Origin of the sequence: Apilactobacillus kunkeei (genome assembly GCF_001421115.1) — a bacterium.
GTDB lineage: Bacteria > Bacillota > Bacilli > Lactobacillales > Lactobacillaceae > Apilactobacillus > Apilactobacillus kunkeei_F.
This window is the reverse complement of record NZ_JXCW01000004.1, coordinates 144,836-167,670: the sequence shown is the minus strand read 5'-3', so window position 1 is coordinate 167,670 and position 22,835 is coordinate 144,836. Positions and strand designations below refer to the sequence as shown.

The window sequence follows — 22,835 nt, the reverse complement described above, 5'->3', positions numbered from 1 at the left end:
CTAATGAAAATTTCATACAATTGGCTAAAGGAATACATTGATTTAGATATTCCTGCTGACGAATTAGCCGAAAAAATTGAACGTTCATCAGTCGAAGTTGACTCTGTTATCAAACCTAGCGATGGACTTAAAAAAATCGTTGTAGGTAAGATTGTGGAAATGGAAAACCATCCAGATTCAGATCACTTACACATTTGCCAAGTTGATGTTGGTGAAGACGAACCAGTTCAAATTGTCTGTGGAGCTCCAAATGCTCAAGTAGGCAAGAACGTTATTACAGCATTATCTGGTGCCAGAGTTGCTGATAACATGAAGATTAAAAAATCAAAAATGCGTGGAGTTCAATCCAATGGGATGCTTTGTGCACTAGATGAAATTGGTTACCCTAAAGATGTTGTGCCAAAGGAATGGTCTGACGGTATTTACTTCTTACCAGAAGATGCTACCTTGGGTGACGATGTTTACAAGTACCTTGGTATGGATGACGCACTAATCGATTTAGACGTAACTCCTAACCGTGGTGACATGCTAAGTATTTACGGTACTGTTCATGATTTAGCTGCTATCTACAACAAGCCAGCTAAGTTTGATTTAGATAAAGTTAGCGAAACTTCAGATAAATTAACATCCGATCAAATCAAAAGTGATGTTAACGAAGAAATTGCTTGGACATACCTAAACCGTGTTGTTAATGATGTTGAAGTAAAACCAAGTCCACTATGGATGCAAGTTAGACTTTGGAATGCCGGAATTAAACCAGTAAATAACATCGTTGATATCACAAACTACTCAATGCTTAAGTTTGGTCAACCAATGCATGCATATGACCTAGATAAACTTTCAGGCAATGTATCAGTTAGATACGCTAATGACGGTGAAAAGATTACTACTTTAGATGAAAACGAAGTAGAATTAGATTCAAACGATTTAGTAGTTGCTGATGAAAACGGCCCAATCGCAATGGCTGGTGTAATTGGTGGTATGGACAGTTCAATTACCGCTGATACTAAGAACGTATTGTTCGAATGTGCTATCTTTGATCCAATTAAAGTTAGAAAAATGGCTAGAAAGCATGTTATTCATACTGAAGCATCACAACGTTTTGAACGTGGTGTAGATCCAATGGCTGTTGAAGATGTTTTATCTTCAGCTAGTGAAATGGCAAGAGAAATTGCCAACGGTTCAGTTACTAGCGATGTGTTAGTTGGTAGCAAGTACGAAGCTAAGAAGGCTGTTATTGAAATCTCAGTTGCTCGTATTAACCATGTCCTAGGTATGGAATTAAGTGCTGCTGATGTGACAGGCATTTTTGAAAGACTTGGTTTTGAAGTTAAGACTAATGGTGATGATTTAGTTGTTACAGTTCCAACTAGACGTGGTGATATCCATATCCAAGCGGACTTAATCGAAGAAGTTGCTAGAATTTACGGATACGATAACCTACCAAGTACCTTACCAACAACTACTATGACAACTGGTGGTTTAAATGATGAACAACAATTAATCAGAGACAGTCGTCATATTCTAGAAGGTTTAGGTTTAACTCATGCCATCTCATATGCTTTAACTACTGAAGAAAAAGCTAAAATGTTCATGATGGGTGAATCAGCACAAACTGATTTAAGTTACCCAATGAGCAGTGATCACACTACATTAAGAATGAACCTAGTTTCAGGACTATTAGATGACATTGCTTACAACAAGGCTAGAAAAGTTGATAACGTTGCTTTATACGAACAAGGTCGTGTCTTCCATAAGGAAAATGCTGATGTTGTTAAACCAGATGAAATTGAACATTTAGCTGGTGCAATGACTGGTTCACTAGTTGATAATTCATGGAACCAACCTGCTAAGAACGTTGATTTCTTCCAAATCAAAGGAATTGTTAACGAATACTTGGAAACAATTGGTTTAAACGGTGAAATTAGCTACGTCGCTAACGAATCATATCCAGAAATGCACCCAGGTAGAACTGCTGATATCTTTGTTCATGGTCACTATGTTGGTTTTGTGGGACAAGTTCATCCAAAGATTGCAAAGCAATTTAAGATTAATGAAACTTATGTCTTTGACTTAAACCTACAAACAATCATTGACTTGCCTAAGAAAGAACAAAGCTACGAATTAGTTTCAAAATATCCTTCAATCAAGCGTGATATCGCAATGCTAATTGATAAGAATGTTGAAAATGATTCAATCGTTAAGGTAATTGAAAAACGTGGTGGAGCATACTTAGTAGACGTTAAGTTGTTTGACTTATACGAAGGTGAACATGTTCCTGAAGATAAGAAGTCATTAGCATATTCATTAACATTCCAAAACAAGCATGATACTTTGGTTGATGATGATGTAAATAATGCAATGGAAAAAGTGCAAAGAAATCTTGAAAAAGAATTCAATGTAGAAATACGTTAATTTTTAAATGGAGGAAATGGATTTGAATGAAGAAAAGAACTCCAATGATTTCGAAAAGAAGCACACTAATTTAGGCAAAAAGATTTCACTAAGTATTATCGCCATCTTAATAGTTTTGGGAATTTTTATATTTATTCTTGGACATCAATACGTTAAAGAATCACTAAAACCATTGAATCCTAAGGATAAAGAATTAATTCAAGTTCAAATCCCAATGGGTGCTTCCGATAAGAAAATTGGATCAATCTTACAAGAAAGTAAAATTGTCAAAAGTGGTTTAGTATTCGACTATTTTGTTAATAGTCATAACTATTCTGGTCTAAAGGCGGGTTATTATGAACTTTCACCTTCAATGAGTTTGCAAAAGATTGCTGACAAGTTGAAAAAAGGTGGAACAGCTCAACCGCTACAAGGTAAATATGGTCGCTTGCTTGTTCGTGAAGGTGATAACATCGATGAAATTGCCCAATCAGTAGAACAAAGCAGTCAATATTCAAATGCGGACTTCAAAAAGCTAATGAAGGATACTGATTTCTTGAATCAATTGAAGAAAAAATATCCTAAGCTTTTAGATTCAGCATTTAAGGCTAAGAATAGAAAGTATGTGTTAGAAGGATACCTATATCCAGCCACATACAATTCACAAAAAAATGTCACCTTGAAACAAATTGTTAACCAAATGGTAGCAAAGACTAATTATGAATTTAGTCCATATTTCAAGGAAATAAAGAAACAAAACCTAACAGTCGATGAAGCAATTACTTTGGCTTCATTTATTGAACACAATCATGTTGATAAAAAAGATCAAGAAAAGATTGCGGGAATATTATATAATCGTCTAAATAGTAATTTACCTCTTGAAGTGCAATCTTCTATTAGGTATGCTAATGGTAAAGTTTCTGGACAAAAACTTTCAAAGAAAGATTATGATGCTAATACCCCTTATAATTTATATAAGAATACTGGATTCCCACCTAGTGCGATTAATAACCCAACGGTTAAGTCACTAGATTCAATTTTGAATCCAAAGGATATGACTACTTTTTATTTAGCATATAGTGTTAATATGAATGATAAGAAGGTTAAGTATTATAATTCAGATAAAGATGTCGATGACTTAATCGGCAATGATAGTGTTATGAGATAAATCGGTTATGGAGAGATTATTATGGTAGAAAAGAAAAAGCGTCCCGTTGTTATTGGTGTTACTGGTGGTTCAGGTAGTGGTAAAACTACTGTTAGTCGTGCCATTTTTAACCAACTATTGGGTCATTCAATTATGATTTTGCAACAAGATTCTTACTACAAGGATCAATCACATAAGACAATGGCTGAAAGAGAAGAAACTAACTACGATCATCCATTAGCTTTTGATAGTGACTTATTACTAGAACATTTGAATAAGCTTCTAAACTATGAAGCGATTGAAAAACCGGTTTATGACTACACTAAATTAAATCGTAGTACTGAAACAGTTACTCAAGAACCACGTGATGTTATCATCCTAGAAGGAATCTTAATTCTAGACGACAAGCGTCTTAGAGATTTAATGGACATTAAGGTGTTCGTTGATACTGACGACGATATTCGTATTTTAAGAAGAATTCAAAGAGATACCAAGGAACGTGGCAGAACATTGGATGAAGTTATCCAACAATACTTGGAAACTGTTCGCCCAATGTACAACCAATTTGTTGAACCAAGTAAGCGTTACGCAGATATCATCGTTCCAGAAGGTGGTAAGAACCAAGTTGCGATTGATTTATTAACAACTAAGATTCAATCAATCTTGGTAAAACACGGTAACAACAAGGTTTTCAATAATATTGATACAACAATCTAATTAATTTAAAGGAGAGTTTATAATGGCTAAAGATGAAAGCTACCCAATGACAGTCGAAGGTAAACAAAAACTTGAAGCTGAATTGGAAGATTTAAGATTAAATCAACGTCCACAAATCATTGAAAGAATCAAGATTGCCAGAAGTTATGGTGATTTATCAGAAAACTCTGAATATGAATCAGCTAAGAACGAACAAAGTATGCTAGAAAGCCGTATTACAACTGTAGAACACATGCTACAATACGCTGACGTTGTTGATAACGACGACGTTGAAAGTGATATGGTAAACGTTGGTAAGAAGGTTACTTTTAAAGAACTACCAGATGAAGACCCAGAAACTTACCAAATCGTTGGTGCTGCTGAAGCAGATCCATTGGAAGGTAAAATTTCAAACGATTCACCAATTGCTAAAGGTCTATTAGGCCACAAGGTTAACGATGAAGTAGTTATCGAAATTCCTGCCGGTGATATGAAAGTTAAGATTATTTCTGTTGAATAATTTTATAAAATAAAAAGGACTCGTTTAGACGAGTCCTTTTTTATTATCTTTTTTTCTTGTAGATATAGAATCCAATTACAAACATCAAGGTTAGTACTGAGATTATTATTCCAGCGTTTAATCCTGAAGGATAGAATGATAACTTGATTTTGTGTTTACCGACGGAAAGATTATCAAAACCAATGAATTCATCATTGATCACCTTAATAGGATGTTTCTTACCATCGACGGTCAACGTCCATCCATTGGAGTATGGAATTGAGGTTGCAACGGATTGACGCTTTGTAGATACGTTAATATCAGCAGAAACGGTATTACCGTTAAGTTTAATATTGTTACGTTGGTTTCTAATTGCCTTTGTTTCACTTAGGAATTTAGGTAGGTTTAAGGAAGCAATATTAAACTCGTTAGTGTATACTTTGCCGTTTAATAGCTTGATGGTAACTTTGTTATCCTTGTTGTTTGGCAAGCTTACAACGAAAGTACTTTGAAATTCGCTTGGAAGGTTTAATTCTTCACCATTAACCTTAATGCTACATTTTTGTTGATTCATTGAAGCTGGCACTATCATGTATGGCACCATGTTATTTTGATGTTTATACTTGATTACGATTTCGCCATCTTTTAGAAGATTGTTTTTAGCGATTACTTGGTTGTTTAAGCCAGTTAATGCATTAGTGTTTTCTGAAAGGATAGTGTAGTGCATGTTTTCATTGAACACGTCGCTATTATTACCAGTGACTTGTTTAACCATCAAGTTTTGGTACTTGATAGGATCTGATGCAATGATTTTTGAAAAGACATTATTAGATGCTGTGTAAACAAGTGGAAATGCATTGTTTGATTTAAAGGTTTGGAAGATATCTATCTTTTGCACATCATTATTGACGATATCATAACGATTGCTACTCTTTTGAATCATCGGATATGTCTTATTGTAGTTAATCGTATTAATGAAGTACTTAAATGAAAGTAATGAGTCAGTTACGATGGTTCCGTTGGAATAATCAATTGATCCGGTAGTATATGCATTACCAATCTTTTGGTTGAAATCAGGTGTTGATTTTCTAAGTGTTGATGAGAATGTTGAACCACCGTAAAAGTTTGATTCGATTGGATCATCTCTAGTTCGATAGAAGTCCTTACTGATTCGATAGAAACTATCATCCTTTTGTTTAATATCATTCACGTGACGATTTAACGTTGCTGTGTACTTCATGTAATCATCATTTGATACATAACTAATGGCGTTTAAGGAGTTAAATGCATTCATTCCCATATCACCAATTGCAATAACTACCAAGCAGAGTAGGTAGTACTTATTGTCTTTGTTTGATACATGGATGACAATAAAACTGATGGCAACGAATGCCAATGAAATTAAATATTTGGTTAATGATAAGTAGTTAAAGCTATTAATGTTTAGTGCTGTATAAATTAAACCAGCAACTAAAATAGCCCCGGAGATGATAATTTCTTTGAAGTTAATGTGTCCAGCTTGCTTATCCAAACCAATTGCAGCGATATAAATAATCCAGAAGCAAAAAATGAATGAAAAACGGTAAGGATACCAAATTGGAAATTGCATTGCGTGCCATAGTAAATCTAATGGTTCAAAGAACATCGAAACAATTAGGATAACTGTGATGGCAAGTGCAACTATTTTTCGTTTTAACTGAATTTGTTTATTGCAGAAGAATATTATGAAACCAATTACTGCAATCGCTCCAACAAAGATGTTAGGGTAACCGCTAGGCATTTGAGAAAAGTTGAAGCTACCATCGAAAAGCTTGCTTATCATTTTCAATGGGTTGTATTCAACCTTCCATTTGAATGTTGATAGGGTGTATGCACCTTTACCATTTTTTAGCTCGATTAGGTTTGGTAAAAAGATAAATGCTGAAAGCAATAATGATACGAAGTAACTAACACCAATCGAGACTAATCTACCAAGGCGCATCTTTAATGAATGATTATCATTTATTAACTTACCAATTACATAGGTAACCGAAAAAATTGTAATCATGTATGCAATGTAATAGTTAATGATTAACATGGCGGTGTAACTAATAATGAATAGGCTATATTTGTTGTTTTTAAAAATTCGATCAATACCCATAATGATAATTGGTAGGAGGATAACACCATCCAACCACATTACATTTAACTGGTTAGCAATCATCCATCCATTAAGAGCATAGGAAATTGCCATCGATAAAATGATTAGGTCTTTTTTGATGCCCTTATGCTTTAGAAAAATGCTGAAAGTTAATCCTGATAAACCGTATTTAAATAGCGTTATCAAAAGAATTGAGAAGTTGATAAATTTTGCAGGGATGATTAATAAAATGATATTAAGCGGGCTTAATAGATAATATCCCCAAATTCCAATCATTTCTCCACCATATCCGTTTGAAAATGAGTATAATATGCTATGTAGGTCTAACGATAGAAGTGTTCGACGGAAATATGCGAATAAATCTACATATTGCTGACCTAGGTCTACAGTTAAAATGCTACTATTTCCAAATGGAAACATATTGCGGTAAGCAAAATAACATGACATAATAATAAATGGAATAAAAAAGCTTAATAAGTATAAGCGGTGTTTTTTTATGATTTTTTTAATTGAATTAATCATAGTTAATACTTCCTATGTATTTTGATTATTACTTATAAAGTAACTAACTATAGTATACAATAAACCAGACTAAATGACTGATTAACATATAATAATTAAGGAGTTAGATTGTTTTGAATAGTTTTTTGCAAAAAATATTTCACCACAGTGATCGTGGGGAAAATTCAAAGGTACCATTTAGATTAAATATTATTTTGACAGTTGTCGGAGTACTATTTGCCATTCTAATAATTCAATTGGGTTATTTACAGGTCGTTAATGGAAACCAATATAAGGCTGAAGTTAGTAGATCAGATAATTCCGTTAAGTATGGAAATGTTCAAAGAGGGATGATTTACGATTCTACCGGTCGTGTCCTTGTTGGAAATAAAGCCCACCAAGCTATTCAATACACTAAGGGATTATCCGTAACTAGTGCCGACCTATATAAGATTGCCAATACATTAGGCAAATACTTAACTGTTGACACTTCATCATTAACCCCTAGACAAGAAGCTGATTTTTACTTAGCTAATGCTGATAACCTTAAGAAAGTAAGTTCTAGTATTACTTTCCCTAAGGGTGCAAGTACTAGTGAAGAATACGTTCTAGAACTTCAAAAAGTTATGAATGATAAGCTATACAGCACAGATAAAGCAACTAAGAATGCTGCAACAATATTCCAAAAGATGAGTGGTTCTTACCAATTATCAACTACATACATCAAGACAACCAATGTTACTAATAAGGAAATTGCCGAAATTGGTGAACATTTAGATGAAATGCCTGGGGTTCAAATTGGTGATAGTTGGACAAGAGAATACCCAAACGGAAACGCCATCCAAAGTATTGTTGGAACTGTTTCTTCTGAGAAGGTTGGTTTGCCAAGTGACAGAATCAATACACTTTTAGCAGAAGGTTACTCTAGAAATGATAGTGTTGGTCAAAGTTACCTAGAAGAAAAATATGAATCTACTTTACGTGGTTCAAAATCACAAACCTTAATCAAGGGTGGTAGCTTAGATAAAGCTGTTAAACAATATGGTGGTCAAAAGGGTGACAACCTTCAATTAACCATTAACTCTGAATTTGAAAAGAAGATTCAATCACTAGTCGAAGAAGCTGACCAAGGTACTGGTAATTCAACAGGTGCATACGCAGTTGTTATGAACCCTAATACTGGTGGAATTATCGGTTTAGCCGGGGTTAGTCGTGATCCAGAAACTGGTAAAGAAACACCAAATGCGCTTGGAACAATTAACAGTTCAATCGTTATGGGGTCTGTTGTTAAGGGTGCCATGATTTCTGGTGCTTTAATGGACAAGGTCATTACACCAACTAACTCTACTTTAACTGATAAGCCAATTTTGACTGGTGGAATCAGAAAGGCATCATGGTTTAACCAAGATGGTAACCATGATATTGCACTTGATGCTTCAACTGCGCTTGAAGTTTCATCTAACTCATACATGATGCAACTAGCAATGAAAGAAGCTAAATTCAACTATGTTGAAGGTGGAGCATTAACTATGAATCCGGATGTCTTCAACATTATGAGAGGTTACTTCAACCAATTTGGTTTAGGTGTATACACTGGAATTGATTTACCTGGTGAAACAAAGGGTATTCAAGGTCCTAGTGGTTCAGCAAACATTGGTAAGGCACTCGATTTATCATATGGTAACTATGATGCCTACACACCAATGCAAATTGCTCAATACATTTCTACAATCGCTAATGGTGGTTACAGAATTGAACCTCACATCGTTCAAAGCATCCGTGCTTCAAGCAAGAGCGGTAAGTTAGGTCGAGTTAAATACACTGTTACACCAACGGTACTAAACAAGATTGATATGACAGCTGCACAAAGAAAAGTTGTTACTGACGGTTTCTACAAGGTGGTTCATGGTACTAACGAATACAGAACTGGTATCACTTTAAACACTGTTAAACCTTCAATCTCGGCTAAGACTGGTACTGCCCAAACATTCTATTCAAGTGGAAAGAAGGGTTCTAAGCCAGTTGAAACAGTTACTTTGAGTTTAGGATCATTTGCTCCTTCAGATGACCCACAAGTTGTAGTTGTAGTTGCAATTCCAAACTTGCCAAGTAACGCAGAAAGCAATAATATTGACTTAGCTCAAAAGATTTATCAAGCATACTGGAAGTACGTTCAATCCGACAGTGGCTTGAAATAATTGCTGTTAAGTAATTTTCCTTAACAATATTTATATAAACTCTGGTCAAATCGAAGAAAAAATGATAATATATTAAGAGTTGAAAGTTGTTTATATAAAAATTAAAAATACAACTAACTTGGAGGTGTAACTAAGATGAGAGTACACATTACTTTAGAATGTACAGAATGTCACGAACGTAATTACTTATCAACTAAGAGTCGTCGTAACAACCCTGATCGTTTGGAATTAAAGAAATACTGTCCACGTGAAAGAAAAGTTACATTACATCGTGAAACAAAATAAGGATTCGGGTTTAAAGGCCCAAATCCTTTTTTTATATTCTGGGAAGTGAATAGATGGATAAATCAGCAGCTCGAAGTGGAATTTTAAATAAACTTAAAAATTTAGATAATAGAGAAGATGTACAATATTTATATAATCAGTTGTTTGAAACTGATGAGTGGATTGCGGCAACTTCAATTGGAGTAACTCTTAGTACTGATATCGAGATTGATACCAATCCAATCATCGAAAAGGCACTAAGTGATAACAAGAGAGTATACGTTCCCAAGGTGATTAATAAGAGTGATATGAATTTCATTGAGTATAATCATGAAACCAAGTTATTCGTTAATAAGATGGGGATTTCTGAACCAGTTGATGGTCAAGGCATCGACGTCAATGATATTGATTTGTTGATTGTTCCGGGGATGGCTTTTGATATGTCTAATAATAATCGACTTGGTTATGGTGGAGGATACTATGACCGAGTTTTAGTTGATTATCCTGGAAATACTATTGCACTTGCTGATAGAATTAGAATGTATGAAAAATCAATATGGAAAGTAGATGAGTTTGATCAACAAGTTGAAACAATTATTCACTCAAATTTCAAATAATCCTTTATACCAAAAAATAGATGATGTTCCTTTTATGACGGAAGGAATTCTTGCAATAATTATATTCGTATATGTATTTGGTATCGTTACTAATTCAACGGATGCAATTATTAATTATGGTGCTATGTATCGTCCACTAGTCCAATTTGGTCAATGGTGGAGATTTATTACACCAATATTCATTCACCTATCATTTCTACATATTTTAATGAACGGAATTAGTTTGTACTATGTAGGGATTCAGCTTGAAAAGATTTTCGGACACGTTAGATTTCTTGTGATTTTCATGTTGTCAGGAATATTTGGTAACATCGCTGGATTTGCATTCTCTAATGGAGCAAGTGCTGGAGCAAGTACCGCCATCTTCGGATTGTTCGGTGTATTTTTGATGTTAGGTGAAACTTTTCATGATAATATGTATGTTAGAAGAATGTCACAAAGTTTTCTATTACTAATCGTCTTAAACATTGGATTCGACTTAATGTCACCAGATATTGATATAATAGGTCATATTGGTGGTTTAATTGCCGGGTTCTTATTACCTTACGTAGTAGGACTACCATCAGAGTTTAAAATTCCAATGGTAAAGAAAATATTGGCATTAATTGTATTGCTAGTATTTGCATATTTTTGCTTAAAAACTGGTTATTTTGCAAATTAATTAGTGCATTTTTCGTTAGGATGTGGGAAAATGAAGACGTTGTACGATGTTCAACAACTTTTAAAAAAATTTGGAATCTATGTTTACGTTGGCAAGAGATTGTGGGATATAGAGGTTATGGCATTAGAGCTTGATCATCTACATGATGCCGGACTTGTAACTAAAGAAGAGTTCATACAGGCAAAGCTTGTATTAAAACATGAACATGGAATCGAAGAAAAGAAATAATACAATTTTTAGGAGGAAACTAAAATGGTACGTAAGTTAATTGGAATCGATTTAGGAGGTACAACAACTAAGTTGGCATTCCTAACTGATAGCGGTGAAATCTTAGATAAGTGGGCTATTACCACCGATGTAAGCGCTAACGGAGAAAATATTGTTCCAAATATCATTAACTCTATCGCAAAAAAGATGGAGGACTCTGATCATAAAATTGACGACTTTATTGGAATTGGAATGGGAACTCCAGGTTCAGTAAACCGTGAGGAAGGTACTGTAATTGGGGCTTACAACCTAAACTGGAAGACTACCCAACATATTAAGGATCAAATCGAAAAAGCATTAGGCCTACCATTTGCTTTAGATAATGATGCTAACGTTGCTTCACTAGGTGAATACTGGAAGGGTGCCGGAAGTAAGGATTCTGACGTTGTATTCGTAACACTAGGAACTGGTGTTGGTGGAGGTGTTATCGTTAACGGTGAATTAGCTCACGGTGTTAACGGTGGTGCCGGTGAAATTGGTCACATTACTGTTGAACCAGGTGGATTCGAATGTACTTGTGGCAAGCGCGGTTGTCTAGAACAATACGCTTCAGCTACTGGTGTTGTTAAGGTTGCTAAGAACCTTTCAAGTGAATTTACTGGTCAATCAAGACTAAAAGAAATGATTAACTCTGGTGAAGAAGTAACTTCAAAGGTTGTCTTCTTCCTAGCTGATAACGGTGATATTTTTGCAAACCAAGTTGTAGATCACGTATGTTACTACTTAGGTCTTGCATTAGCTAACGTTGGTAACACATTGAACCCTGACAACATTGTTATCGGTGGTGGTGTTTCAAACGCCGGAAACACATTATTACAACCAACAACTAAGTACTTCCAAGAAAATGCATTTAGACCTGTTAGAGATTCTACCAAGATTCGTCTAGCTCAATTAGGTAATGATGCTGGGGTTATTGGTGCCGGTTCATTAGCTTTAAGAAACATTAACAAATAACATTAGGGGTGTAATAACACATGATTCCATCCATGCTTTTAATTGTTGTTATTTTATTAGCAATCCTAATTTATAACAGCATTACTAGAATGAGAGCAAACCGTGTTGCTACTTTTGTTGATGAAGAAGAATTCAAGCAAGGTAGTCACAGGGGACAAATTGTTGACTTAAGAGAAAACAGAGATTTTGAATCTGGTCACATTTTAGGTGCCAGAAGTATTCCTTACTCAACAATCAAGATGTTTTATAAGAACATTCGAAAAGACATGCCAGTTTACTTATACGATCAAGGTAAGACTTTGAGTATTAAGACAGCTATTCTACTTGGTAAGAATGGATACAAAGATATTTATATCCTAAAATCAGGTTTTAGAAACTGGGATGGAAAGACTAAGAAGTAAATAAAAAAGCACTTTACAAAGAGTAAAGTGCTTTTTTTATTATTTCATATTAGTTTAAATGAGCGGAACGTTGTTTACGAACAACTCTTTTTCTATTTTCTTCTAGTTTATCAGCTTGACCTTCAACAGGGTCTACAACTTTTTTCTTGAAAGAGAATAATGCTCCAGCAACTGCGCTTGAAGTTGCTAATGCACCAACAAAGAATCCTTTAGCGAATTTTTTCATTTTAAGTCCTCCTATATAATAATTTACTTTACACTTACCATTATGATGTTTTTTTATTTATTTATCCAGTCTTTAGTATATTTTAATTCAATATTTTATATGCTAAACTTATATAGGCAGAAATGGTGGGATAATATGCAAAAAGTGCTAATAATTGTCGGACCAACAGCGGTCGGAAAAACAAGTTTATCAATTGAGTTGGCTAAGGAATTAAATGGTGAAGTTATTTCTGGTGATTCTATGCAGGTTTACAAACACTTAGACATTGGAACAGCCAAAGTGACAAAAGAAGAATCAGAGGGAATTGTTCATCATTTAATCGATATTATCGATGTCGACAAAAGATATTCAGCGGCTGATTTTGTTGAATCGGCTAATAAATTAATTGATGACATTCATAAACGGGGAAAACTTCCTATTATAGTTGGAGGTACTGGATTTTATATCCAATCACTCGTTGATGGGTTAAACCTCGGCGGTGATCATTATGATAATGAAGACTATCGAAAGCAAATGCATGAATTTGCCGAAGAAAACGGTAAGCATGCATTGTGGCTTAAATTAAAGAGCGTTGATGAAGTATCCGCCAAAAAGATTGGTGAAGAAAATGAACGCAGGGTAATTAGAGCTTTAGAGGTTTATCACAATACAGGTGTTAAATTTTCTGAACAAACCAATAATGCCGTATCAATTGATCCATATATTATTGCACTTAATACCGATAGAAAGGTATTGTACGATCGCATCAATAAACGTGTTGATATTATGTTTAAAGATGGTTTAATCGACGAAGCAAAATGGTTAGATCAAAAAGGTGACATTTCCTTACCTGCATATAAGGGGATTGGTTACCGAGAATTCATCAACTATTTCCATGGCGATTTAGACCTAGAGGATGTTTCTGAATTAATTAAAAAGGATTCTAGACATTATGCTAAAAGACAGCTAACTTGGTTTAGAAATAAGATGAAAGTTAACTGGTATGACATAATATCTAACATGGAAGTTGTGAAAAACATCGAAAAAGATGTATTTAATTGGCTAAATGATAAAAAAGTGCCATAATATGTTAGAAGTTGTTACATTAAATGTTGACATATTAAAATATAATGTTATTATAATGTTGTTAGAAGGAGTTAGATATGAAAGAAAAGGATTTAAGACGTTCGCTTTCAGTACTTCCAATCGGAACTGTTATGAAGTTAACTAGCTTGACCGCAAGACAAATTAGATATTACGAAGAACAGGGTTTGGTTTCACCTGAAAGAAATGATGGTAACCGCCGTATGTATTCTTTGAATGATATCGATGTGATTTTAGAAATCAAGGATTATTTAGACGAAGGTTTAAATATTGCCAAGATTCAAGAAATCTACAAGAAGCGTAAAGAAGATAACAAGAATAACGACACGAAGGAATTAACTGATCAAGAAGCACGTAAAATTTTATCTGATGAACTTTTGAACATCGGTGGATTGAATTCACATGATGCTGCAAATAATTCTTTTTAACTAATTTAATGTTGAATACGTTAGGAGTAGGTGTATATGGCTACAAAGCATGATTATTCAAAAGACGACATTCGTCGTATTGTTAAAGAAGAGGACGTAAAATTCTTACGTTTAATGTTTACTGATGTTTTAGGAACTTTAAAGAATGTTGAAGTTCCAATCAGTCAATTAGATGATTTATTAAATGACAAGATTATGTTTGATGGATCATCAATCGAAGGATTCGTAAGAATCGAAGAAAGTGACATGTATTTACATCCCGATTTATCAACTTGGATGATTTTCCCATGGAGTTCAGAACGCGGTAAGATTGCTCGAGTTATTTGTGAAGTTTACAAGACTGATGGAACACCATTTGAAGGTGACCCAAGAAATAACTTAATCCGTGTTCTAAAGGACATGAAGGATGCTGGATTTACATCATTTAACATTGGACCTGAACCTGAATTCTTCCTATTCAAGATGGATGAAGATGGCAAACCAACTGTTAAATTAAATGACGAAGGTAGCTACTTTGATATGGCACCACTTGACTTAGGTGGTAACTGTCGTCGTGAAATCGTTCTAACTTTGGAAGAAATGGGCTTTGACGTTGAAGCAGCTCACCACGAAGTTGCTCCAGGTCAACATGAAATTGATTTCGAATATGCAGATGCTCTAAACGCTGCAGACAATATTCAAACATTTAAATTAGTTGTTAAAACAATCGCAAGAAAATACGGCTTATACGCTACATTTATGCCAAAACCACTAAGTGGTATCAATGGTTCTGGAATGCATTTAAACATGTCATTATTTGATGATAGTGGTGATGTATTCTACGATGAAAATGGTGACTTGAAGTTATCAGAAACTGCTTACCACTTCTTAGGTGGATTAATCAAACATGCTAAGAGTTACACTGCAATTTGTAACCCATTAGTAAACTCATACAAACGTCTTGTTCCTGGATACGAAGCACCAGTTTACGTTGCTTGGTCTGGTTCAAACAGATCTCCACTTATCCGAGTACCAAATGCTCGTGGACAAGCTACACGTCTTGAATTAAGAAGTGCTGATGCTTCAGCAAACCCATACCTAGCAATTGCTTCTGTTCTAGAAGCTGGTCTAGATGGCTTGAAGAACGGTATCGTACCTCCTAAGAGTGTTGACCGTAACATCTACAGAATGGATGCTCAAGAAAGAAAAGAAAACGAAATTGTTAACTTACCAGATGACTTACTAGATGCTCTAGAAGAATTATCTGCTGATGAAACAATGAAACATGCATTAGGTTCAAAGATTTTCAACAGTTACTTAGCTGCTAAGCATTTAGAATACGATGCTTACCGTGCTCAAGTTTCTGATTGGGAACGTAACCAATACATGGAAAAATACTAATAACCATTTGAAAAAGAGTCGGCTTATTGCCGGCTCTTTTTTATTTTTCAAACGTTTGTCATAATGATAAAATAGGATGTGAGGTGTTTAGATTGCTAAAATTTAATGAAATGATTCAACAAGCTGTTGCCAAGTTCAATAACATGGGGAAAAAGCAACAATTGCTCTTAAACGGCAATAATAAGCAACAAAAGCTATTTATCCAATTGGATTTATCATTAGCTAAATTAGCAGAGGATTCAAAACGTTTTTCTGTATATAAAAAAGATCAAGAAAATATTGATGTAAAAAACTATAAGGAAATGATTACTAAAGACGTTGCCAACACAATGAAGTATTACTTGTTGTTTGCTAGCGTTCATAACTGGTTAGACGTAATCGTTATTGATGAAGAAGATTACAACAAAATCACAAGCATTGATGCTGATCGTGACTTTAACCAAGTATATTTATCAATTAAACGAATGATGTTTAACGGTTTTTATAATCATTCTAAAAAAGATTTCCAATTTTCCTGGAAAATGTTCTTAAAATTTGGTATAGTAGACCTTGGCGTTGATGATAAATCATTGTCAGCTCAATTTAGTGAAATTAATTCATTATAAAATTTTTAATTGATTTAAAAATGATATTGACACCATGTCGATTATCCGATATAATGTTTTTTGTTGAGTTTTGATGTCGCGATAGCTCAGCTGGATAGAGCAACGGTCTTCTAAACCGTAGGTCGAGAGTTCGAATCTCTCTCGCGACATTTGAATAAATTGTTGAAGCATATCACTTATGATATGCTTTTTTTCTTGACTAAATTATTCAAAATATGTATACTTACTTTGTTGTATTTGTGGACTTTCACAGCTACAACCGCACGGACTGAGTATTAAGTCTTCTTATTGAAGCGCTTATGTTCGGCGAGTCTAAGCATATTATTCAAGGAGGTGCACATTATGTACGCAATTATCGTAACAGGCGGAAAGCAATACAAAGTTGCTGAAGGTGAAGCAATCTACGTTGAAAAGCTAAACGCAAACGAAGGTGAAAAGGTTACTTTTGATCAAGTAGTTTTCGTTGGTGGTGACTCAGCTAAGGTTGGTACTCCACTTGTAGACGGTGCTTCAGTTGAAGGTACTGTTGAAAAGCAAGGCCGTGGTAAGAAGATTACTATTCTTCGTTACAAGCCTAAGAAGGGTTCTCGTTCTAAGAAGGGTCATAGACAACCATACACTAAGGTTATGATTGACTCAATCAAGGCTTAATTAGAGGATAAAAAATGATATTAGCAAATATTATTCATGATAAGCAAAGTGATCGAATTACTAGTTTTAGTTTATCCGGTCATGCTGATTCAGGTGAGTATGGTAAGGACATTGTATGCGCTGCGGTTTCTGTTTTATCCATTTCTACTGTAAATGGGTTGACCGAAGTTGCTAACATAGAACCTAAAGTTGTCAGTGATGACATCGAAGGTGGTTTTATGGAAGTTACAGTTCCTGAAGCTAATTCTTCCGAAGATGAGATTGCTGCTCAAGCAATTTTATCAACATTCCAAAATGGAATGCGGGATATTTCTCAAAGTTATGCTGATTATATTAAATTAGATATTACAATAGATTAAATTGTACGGAGGTGTAATCCAATGTTAGAAATGAATTTACAATTCTTCTCTCACCATAAAGGGGGAGGTTCAACAGCCAATGGTCGTGACTCTGCAGGTCGTCGTCTAGGTACAAAGGCTGCTGATGGATCAAAAGTTACTACTGGTTCAATCATTTACCGTCAACGTGGTACTCACATTTACCCAGGTAAAAACGTTAAGCGTGCCGGTGATGATACTTTATTTGCTTTAGTTGATGGTGTTGTACGTTTCGAACGTATGGGCCGCAGCAAGCGCCAAGTTTCAGTATACCCAGTATCTGAAGCAGTTGCTAAGTAATTAGTGAATAATGTAGAAAAAGCCTGATTTATTTTCAGGCTTTTTTTATTACCAAAGACTTATTTAAATAAAGCTAACATGATACAATGGTAGTAACGATTACGATTGCAATCGCTGCACTAACATTGCTATCATATAAAACATATTAGTAATACTAGGAGGAGTTTTAATCATGGCAACAATTTCAACTGCCCAATTTAAAACAGGATTAACTATTGAAGTAGATAACGCAATTTGGCGTATCATTAACTTCCAACACGTAAAGCCAGGTAAGGGTGGTGCGTTTGTACGTACTAAACTTAAGAACCTAAGAACAGGTGCTGTTCAAGACAAGACTTTCCGTGCCGGTGCTAAGATGGAACAAGCACAAATTGACACTAGAAACATGCAATACCTATACGAAGATGGTGCAGGTTACGTATTCATGGATATGGATTCATACGAACAAATTACTGTACCTGGTGACAAGATCAAGGATGCTTTAAACTACTTACAAGAAAACATGGACGTAAGTATCGTTCAATATGAAAACGAAGTTATCGGTATCGAAGTACCAAACACTGTTACTCTAGAAGTTTCAGAAACTGAACCAAGTATCAAAGGTAACACTGCTTCAGGTGGAAGCAAGCCAGCTACTATGACTACTGGTTTAATTGTACAAGTACCATTCTTTGTTAATGCTGGTGACAAGCTAGTTATTAACACCAATGATGCAACATACATCTCAAGAGCTTAATTAATAAATAATTGATGCTTTTATTTTGATTGGAGGGTAATTTTTATGGCAGAACAAACAAATATTTCTTTACCAAAGGCTAGTTCAAAGTTTGGGGATATTCAAATCTCACCAAACGTATTGGAAGTAATCGCAAGTATTGCCTCTGTCCAAGTAAAGGGCGTAAAGCGCATGCGTGGATCATTGGCGACAAGTGTTAATGAACTATTCGGTCGTAAAGAAATGGGTAAGGGCATTAGACTTAATTTTAAAGATGAAAAATTAATTGTTGATGTTTACGTATATCTAAATTACGGGGTTTCTGTTCCTAAAGTTGCTCTAGAAATTCAAGAACAAGTAAAACAACAACTTCTATTCATGACTGAGCTTGATTTAGGTGAAGTTAATGTTCACGTAGAAGGTGTCGTTCATGAAAAACAAGATAAAAGAGCTAATTCAAAAAGTTTATTAAACGGCAATAGTAGCGATAAGGGTGAAAAATAGTGGAATTTACTAGACATAAAATAAGAGAGTATGCATTTCAAACATTGTTTGCTATCAATGCAAATGATACAACCGATAAAGAACTATTTTTTCATGCTATCTCAAGAACCGATGAAGAAACAGAAATTCCATCATACTACAACACTTTAGTAGATGGTGTTATCGAAAATAAGGATAGCTTAGACGATAGTATAATCTCATATCTTGTTTCCGGTTGGTCCATTAACAGAATTGCCAAGACAGACCTTGCAATTCTAAGACTTGCGTTTTTTGAAATTAAATACGTTGACGATGTCCCTACAAAGGTGGCAATCAATGAAGCGTTGGAATTAACAAAGAAATACAGTGATGATCACTCAAGAAAATTTGTTAATGGAGTTTTATCAAACACAATTGCTTAAGAAAAAATGATTCGCGTAAAAGCGAGTCTTTTTTTATTACATAAACATTTTTTTATATGCTAAAATAAAAGAGAATTAAATAATCCTTTGGAGGTTTTACGATGAGCAATATTATTGATGGAAGATCTTTAGCAAAGAAAGTTAATCAAGAGACTGCAGATATGGTCTCAGAATTAAACGAACAAGGTAAGAACCCTTGTCTAGCTGTGATTATCGTCGGGGATGATCAAGCTAGCCACCGCTATGTGAGAAGCAAACATAAGAAAGCTCAACAATTAGGAATTAAGTCAATCGTTAATGCTCTTCCTGTAGAAACCACTGAAGACGAATTATTGAACATATTGAACGACTACAATCATGACGATGATATTGATGCAATTTTGATTCAATCACCACTACCAAAACACATCAATGAAAAATACGTTATGAGTCAAATTAACCCAGATAAAGACGTGGATGGATTCCAAGTGATTAATTCTGGTAAGTTATTCTTAAACGAACAAAGTAACTATCCTGTGGCATGTACACCAAAGGGTGTTATGACAATGTTTGAAGGATATGATATTGATTTAAAGGGTAAAAAAGCAGTCGTAATTGGTAGAAGTACCATCGTGGGTAGACCAATGGCAGCTTTATTAATCAATGCTGGTGCAGAAGTAACAGTGTTAAACCATTATGCAAATATTAAAGAATACACATTAGACGCCGATATTATCGTATCTGCTACTGGTAAGGTTAATACAGTAACAGAAAGTGATGTAAAAGATGGCGTAGTTGTAATTGACGTTGGTCAAAACGTGAATGATGAAGGTAAATTAGTTGGAGACGTTGATTATGATGGTATTGCTAAGAAAGCCTCATACATAACTCCTGTACCTGGTGGTGTTGGTCCAATGACCATCGCTACATTGATGAGACAAACCGTAGAACTATCAAAGTGGAGTGATATTAATGGGTAATGATTACCTAAGTGTTAGCGATTTAACAAGCTATATTAAGAAAAAATTTGATCGTGATCCCTATCTAGATAAGGTTTATTTAACTGGTGAAATTTCCAACTTTAGATTGAGACCAGCACATCAATACTTTAGCTTGAAGGATGATAACGCAAAGATTAGCGCTATCATGTTTAAATCAGCTTTCGATAAGGTTAAGTTTAAACCCGAAGAAGGAATGAAAGTATTAGTTACTGGTAGAATTTCAGTCTATGAAGCAACCGGTAACTACCAAATTTATATTGATCACATGGAACCCGATGGTGTTGGTGCCTTGTATCAAGCATATGAACAATTAAAGAAAAAGCTATCTGCTGAAGGATTATTCAATGCCCCTAAAAAGGCCTTGGAAAAGTATCCAAAGAGAATTGCGGTAGTTACTTCACCTAGTGGAGCTGTTATTAGAGATATTATTACAACTACTAGAAGAAGATATCCAATTGCTCAAATCGTTTTATATCCTGCCGTTGTGCAAGGGGATGCAGCCGCTGCTGATATTGTTAGACAAATCAATCGTGTGAATGAACGCGATGATTTTGACACATTGATTATCGGACGTGGTGGAGGTTCGATTGAAGACCTTTGGCCATTTAACGAAGAAATCGTTGCCAGAGCAATTTTTGATAGTAAGATTCCAGTGATTTCTTCAGTTGGACACGAAACCGATACAACAATTGCTGATTTAGTTGCGGATGTAAGAGCAGCGACACCCACTGCTGCTGCCGAATTAGCAGTACCGGTATTGACTGATGTTATGACCGACATTAAAAATGACCAAGTACGAATTTTTAATGCATTTAGAAATAAGTTAAATCAATTACAACAACGTTTGGCAAAAATCCAACAATCATACATTTTCAAACAACCTGAACGTTTGTATGATTCATACGTCCAAAAGATTGATATGCTAAACGAAAGATTGATGAACGCTCTAAAGGAAACTATCAACCAGTCCGATAGAAAGCTAAATGACTTAGTATATAATCTAAAAATCAATTCACCAAAGAACTTAATCAAAGAACAACAACAAGTTCTACAGGTAAAAGATGATCAATTAAAGAGAAATATTATGTTGTTGATTCAAAATAAACAAAATCAACTAACACAAAGAGTTGATGCGTTAGATCATCTAAGCCCATTAAAGGTTATGTCTCGTGGATTTAGTTTTACAACTAATAGCGAAGGCAAGGTCGTAAAGAAAGTTGACGACATTAAGCAAAATGATGATATTGAACTAAAATTAATTGATGGATATGCGAAAGCAACTGTTAACGAAGTGAAAAAGGAGAGTAAATAATGGCTGAAAAAGCAAGTTTTGAAGATAACATGAACAAACTAGAACAAATCGTTTCCGAATTAGAACAAGGTGACATTCCTTTGGAAAAAGCACTAAGTGAATTCCAAAAAGGTGTTAAGCTAAGTGGCGAACTACAAAGTACTTTGAAGAATGCTGAAAAGACATTAGCTAAAGAAATGACAGATGATGATTCTGAAGTTGCATTCGAAAAAGAAAGTGAAGATAAGTAATGAGTCAATCTGTAGTTTTATCTGATTTTATTGATGAATATAAACCACAAATTGAAAGCCAACTCGCTAATCAAGTAAAAAAGGATGTTAGCAATGATCAACTTGCTGATTCAATGAGCTATTCATTGATGGCTGGTGGAAAAAGACTAAGACCACTAATGAGCATCGCAACCTTAAAGATGTTAAATCATGAAATGACAGACGATGATTTAAAGGCAATTAGTGCACTTGAATTACTACACACTTATTCATTAATCCATGATGATTTACCAGCTATGGATGATGATGATTTAAGACGTGGTAAAAAGACTAATCATGTGATTTATGGTGCCGGTTTAGCCACATTAGCTGGTGATGGATTATTAACATTGGCATTTCAATGGTTAACTGATAATGATTTAGATGATCATATGAAGGCTCAATTAGTTTATTATCTATCTAAATTCGCTGGACCATCAGGGATGGTTGCCGGTCAATCAATGGATATTTTGAATGAAAATAAACAGCTTTCCTTAGATGAAATTAAGAAATTACACGAAGGAAAAACTGGTGCATTAATTAGATATGCCATGATTGCTGGTGGTATCTTGGCAAATGCTAGTCATGATGTGATTGATAAGTTAGACCAATTTGGTGCTGACTTTGGTTTGGCTTTTCAAATTTATGATGACATTTTAGATGTCGTTTCCAGTCAAGAAGAACTAGGAAAACCAGTGCATCAAGATGGCGTCAAAAACACTTATACTAATCATTTAGGATTAGATAAGTCATATTCTTACTTAGAAGACACAATTAGCCATAGCCGCCAAATTTTAGACGAATTAAAAGACGAAAATGATGTGGATACAGAATTGTTATCATCATTTTTAGATTACTTTAAAATAGAAAAATAGGAGTAGTTCGC

27 protein-coding genes, 1 tRNA gene and 1 other annotated feature are annotated in these 22,835 nt (G+C 34.7%); of the genes, 26 read left to right on the top strand and 2 right to left on the bottom strand.

Annotated elements, in window-relative coordinates:
• Positions 1-3: 3 nt before the first annotated feature.
• The 4 genes from pheT to greA are packed head-to-tail and all read left to right on the top strand — an operon-like array spanning position 4 to position 4,757.
• The gene (gene pheT, locus RZ55_RS03620; RefSeq protein ID WP_054483436.1) at positions 4-2,415 is read left to right on the top strand and encodes a phenylalanine--tRNA ligase subunit beta; all 2,412 of its coding nucleotides are present in this window, start codon (positions 4-6) and stop codon (positions 2,413-2,415) included.
• Positions 2,416-2,437: 22 nt separating this feature from the next.
• Positions 2,438-3,562, top strand: a complete 1,125-nt coding sequence (gene mltG, locus RZ55_RS03615) for an endolytic transglycosylase MltG (RefSeq protein ID WP_054483434.1) — start codon at positions 2,438-2,440, stop codon at positions 3,560-3,562.
• A gap of 21 nt (positions 3,563-3,583) precedes the next feature.
• Positions 3,584-4,258, top strand: coding sequence for a uridine kinase (gene udk, locus RZ55_RS03610; RefSeq protein WP_034530846.1), 675 nt, complete (start codon positions 3,584-3,586; stop codon positions 4,256-4,258).
• A 22-nt stretch (positions 4,259-4,280) separates the two neighbouring features.
• Positions 4,281-4,757 carry a transcription elongation factor GreA gene (gene greA, locus RZ55_RS03605; protein WP_034530847.1) on the top strand — a complete coding sequence of 159 codons (477 nt, stop codon included), beginning with the start codon at positions 4,281-4,283 and terminating at the stop codon, positions 4,755-4,757.
• A gap of 43 nt (positions 4,758-4,800) precedes the next feature.
• On the opposite strand, the gene RZ55_RS03600 is transcribed toward greA, so the two are convergent.
• Positions 4,801-7,398 carry a YfhO family protein gene (locus RZ55_RS03600; protein WP_057175809.1) on the bottom strand — a complete coding sequence of 866 codons (2,598 nt, stop codon included), beginning with the start codon at positions 7,396-7,398 and terminating at the stop codon, positions 4,801-4,803.
• 113 nt (positions 7,399-7,511) lie between these two features.
• On the opposite strand from RZ55_RS03600, the gene RZ55_RS03595 reads away from it, so the two are divergent.
• The 7 genes from RZ55_RS03595 (at position 7,512) to RZ55_RS03565 (ending at position 12,739) form a co-directional block, all read left to right on the top strand.
• Positions 7,512-9,575, top strand: coding sequence for a peptidoglycan D,D-transpeptidase FtsI family protein (locus RZ55_RS03595; protein ID WP_054483430.1), 2,064 nt, complete (start codon positions 7,512-7,514; stop codon positions 9,573-9,575).
• A 135-nt stretch (positions 9,576-9,710) separates the two neighbouring features.
• Positions 9,711-9,860, top strand: a complete 150-nt coding sequence (gene rpmG, locus RZ55_RS03590) for a 50S ribosomal protein L33 (protein ID WP_034530852.1) — start codon at positions 9,711-9,713, stop codon at positions 9,858-9,860.
• 53 nt (positions 9,861-9,913) lie between these two features.
• A complete protein-coding gene (locus tag RZ55_RS03585; RefSeq protein WP_080997703.1) occupies positions 9,914-10,456 on the top strand; it encodes a 5-formyltetrahydrofolate cyclo-ligase in 543 nt (180 codons plus the stop codon).
• Positions 10,457-10,490: 34 nt separating this feature from the next.
• Positions 10,491-11,117 (top strand): rhomboid family intramembrane serine protease, encoded by a 627-nt coding sequence (locus RZ55_RS03580; RefSeq protein ID WP_054483639.1) that lies wholly within the window; start codon positions 10,491-10,493, stop codon positions 11,115-11,117.
• A gap of 30 nt (positions 11,118-11,147) precedes the next feature.
• Entirely contained in the window at positions 11,148-11,345 is a 198-nt protein-coding gene (locus RZ55_RS03575) for a YqgQ family protein (protein WP_034530853.1), read from the top strand.
• Between the two features lie 24 nt (positions 11,346-11,369).
• A complete protein-coding gene (locus RZ55_RS03570) occupies positions 11,370-12,338 on the top strand; it encodes an ROK family glucokinase (protein WP_034530854.1) in 969 nt (322 codons plus the stop codon).
• A 20-nt stretch (positions 12,339-12,358) separates the two neighbouring features.
• Positions 12,359-12,739 (top strand): rhodanese-like domain-containing protein, encoded by a 381-nt coding sequence (locus RZ55_RS03565; protein ID WP_053792724.1) that lies wholly within the window; start codon positions 12,359-12,361, stop codon positions 12,737-12,739.
• A gap of 49 nt (positions 12,740-12,788) precedes the next feature.
• Here RZ55_RS03565 and RZ55_RS07175 read toward each other — a convergent pair whose 3' ends face one another.
• Complete coding sequence (locus RZ55_RS07175) at positions 12,789-12,965, bottom strand: DUF3042 family protein (RefSeq protein ID WP_034531052.1); 177 nt, start codon at positions 12,963-12,965, stop codon at positions 12,789-12,791.
• 135 nt (positions 12,966-13,100) lie between these two features.
• Here RZ55_RS07175 and miaA point away from each other — a divergent pair, with 135 nt between their 5' ends.
• The 15 genes from miaA to RZ55_RS03490 all read left to right on the top strand — a co-directional run bounded on the left by miaA (position 13,101) and on the right by RZ55_RS03490 (position 22,824).
• Positions 13,101-14,030 (top strand): tRNA (adenosine(37)-N6)-dimethylallyltransferase MiaA, encoded by a 930-nt coding sequence (gene miaA / locus RZ55_RS03560; protein ID WP_057175808.1) that lies wholly within the window; start codon positions 13,101-13,103, stop codon positions 14,028-14,030.
• A gap of 77 nt (positions 14,031-14,107) precedes the next feature.
• Positions 14,108-14,476 (top strand): MerR family transcriptional regulator, encoded by a 369-nt coding sequence (locus RZ55_RS03555; protein WP_053791775.1) that lies wholly within the window; start codon positions 14,108-14,110, stop codon positions 14,474-14,476.
• A 36-nt stretch (positions 14,477-14,512) separates the two neighbouring features.
• Positions 14,513-15,856 carry a type I glutamate--ammonia ligase gene (gene glnA, locus RZ55_RS03550; protein ID WP_034531055.1) on the top strand — a complete coding sequence of 448 codons (1,344 nt, stop codon included), beginning with the start codon at positions 14,513-14,515 and terminating at the stop codon, positions 15,854-15,856.
• A gap of 92 nt (positions 15,857-15,948) precedes the next feature.
• Entirely contained in the window at positions 15,949-16,461 is a 513-nt protein-coding gene (locus tag RZ55_RS03545; RefSeq protein WP_057175807.1) for a hypothetical protein, read from the top strand.
• Between the two features lie 75 nt (positions 16,462-16,536).
• Positions 16,537-16,610 (top strand) — tRNA-Arg (locus RZ55_RS03540).
• Between the two features lie 98 nt (positions 16,611-16,708).
• Positions 16,709-16,785: a sequence feature (ribosomal protein L21 leader region), on the top strand.
• An 18-nt stretch (positions 16,786-16,803) separates the two neighbouring features.
• A complete protein-coding gene (rplU, locus tag RZ55_RS03535) occupies positions 16,804-17,112 on the top strand; it encodes a 50S ribosomal protein L21 (RefSeq protein WP_034531057.1) in 309 nt (102 codons plus the stop codon).
• A 14-nt stretch (positions 17,113-17,126) separates the two neighbouring features.
• On the top strand, positions 17,127-17,471 hold the full coding sequence (locus RZ55_RS03530) for a ribosomal-processing cysteine protease Prp (protein ID WP_057175806.1): 345 nt from the start codon (positions 17,127-17,129) through the stop codon (positions 17,469-17,471).
• A gap of 21 nt (positions 17,472-17,492) precedes the next feature.
• A complete protein-coding gene (rpmA, locus tag RZ55_RS03525; protein ID WP_034531059.1) occupies positions 17,493-17,789 on the top strand; it encodes a 50S ribosomal protein L27 in 297 nt (98 codons plus the stop codon).
• A gap of 172 nt (positions 17,790-17,961) precedes the next feature.
• Positions 17,962-18,525, top strand: coding sequence for an elongation factor P (gene efp, locus RZ55_RS03520; RefSeq protein ID WP_057175805.1), 564 nt, complete (start codon positions 17,962-17,964; stop codon positions 18,523-18,525).
• Positions 18,526-18,570: 45 nt separating this feature from the next.
• Positions 18,571-19,008 (top strand): Asp23/Gls24 family envelope stress response protein, encoded by a 438-nt coding sequence (locus tag RZ55_RS03515; RefSeq protein WP_034531061.1) that lies wholly within the window; start codon positions 18,571-18,573, stop codon positions 19,006-19,008.
• Positions 19,008-19,409: a transcription antitermination factor NusB gene (gene nusB / locus RZ55_RS03510; protein ID WP_034531062.1), complete on the top strand. Its 402-nt coding sequence runs from the start codon at positions 19,008-19,010 to the stop codon at positions 19,407-19,409. Before RZ55_RS03515 ends, nusB begins: the two co-directional genes overlap by 1 nt.
• A 101-nt stretch (positions 19,410-19,510) precedes the next feature.
• A complete protein-coding gene (locus tag RZ55_RS03505; protein WP_057175804.1) occupies positions 19,511-20,368 on the top strand; it encodes a bifunctional 5,10-methylenetetrahydrofolate dehydrogenase/5,10-methenyltetrahydrofolate cyclohydrolase in 858 nt (285 codons plus the stop codon).
• On the top strand, positions 20,361-21,701 hold the full coding sequence (gene xseA / locus RZ55_RS03500) for an exodeoxyribonuclease VII large subunit (protein WP_053792719.1): 1,341 nt from the start codon (positions 20,361-20,363) through the stop codon (positions 21,699-21,701). The genes RZ55_RS03505 and xseA overlap by 8 nt, the downstream gene beginning before the upstream one ends.
• Positions 21,701-21,931, top strand: coding sequence for an exodeoxyribonuclease VII small subunit (locus RZ55_RS03495; RefSeq protein WP_034531065.1), 231 nt, complete (start codon positions 21,701-21,703; stop codon positions 21,929-21,931). The genes xseA and RZ55_RS03495 overlap by 1 nt, the downstream gene beginning before the upstream one ends.
• Positions 21,931-22,824: a polyprenyl synthetase family protein gene (locus RZ55_RS03490; protein ID WP_057175803.1), complete on the top strand. Its 894-nt coding sequence runs from the start codon at positions 21,931-21,933 to the stop codon at positions 22,822-22,824. The genes RZ55_RS03495 and RZ55_RS03490 overlap by 1 nt, the downstream gene beginning before the upstream one ends.
• Positions 22,825-22,835: the final 11 nt, after the last annotated feature.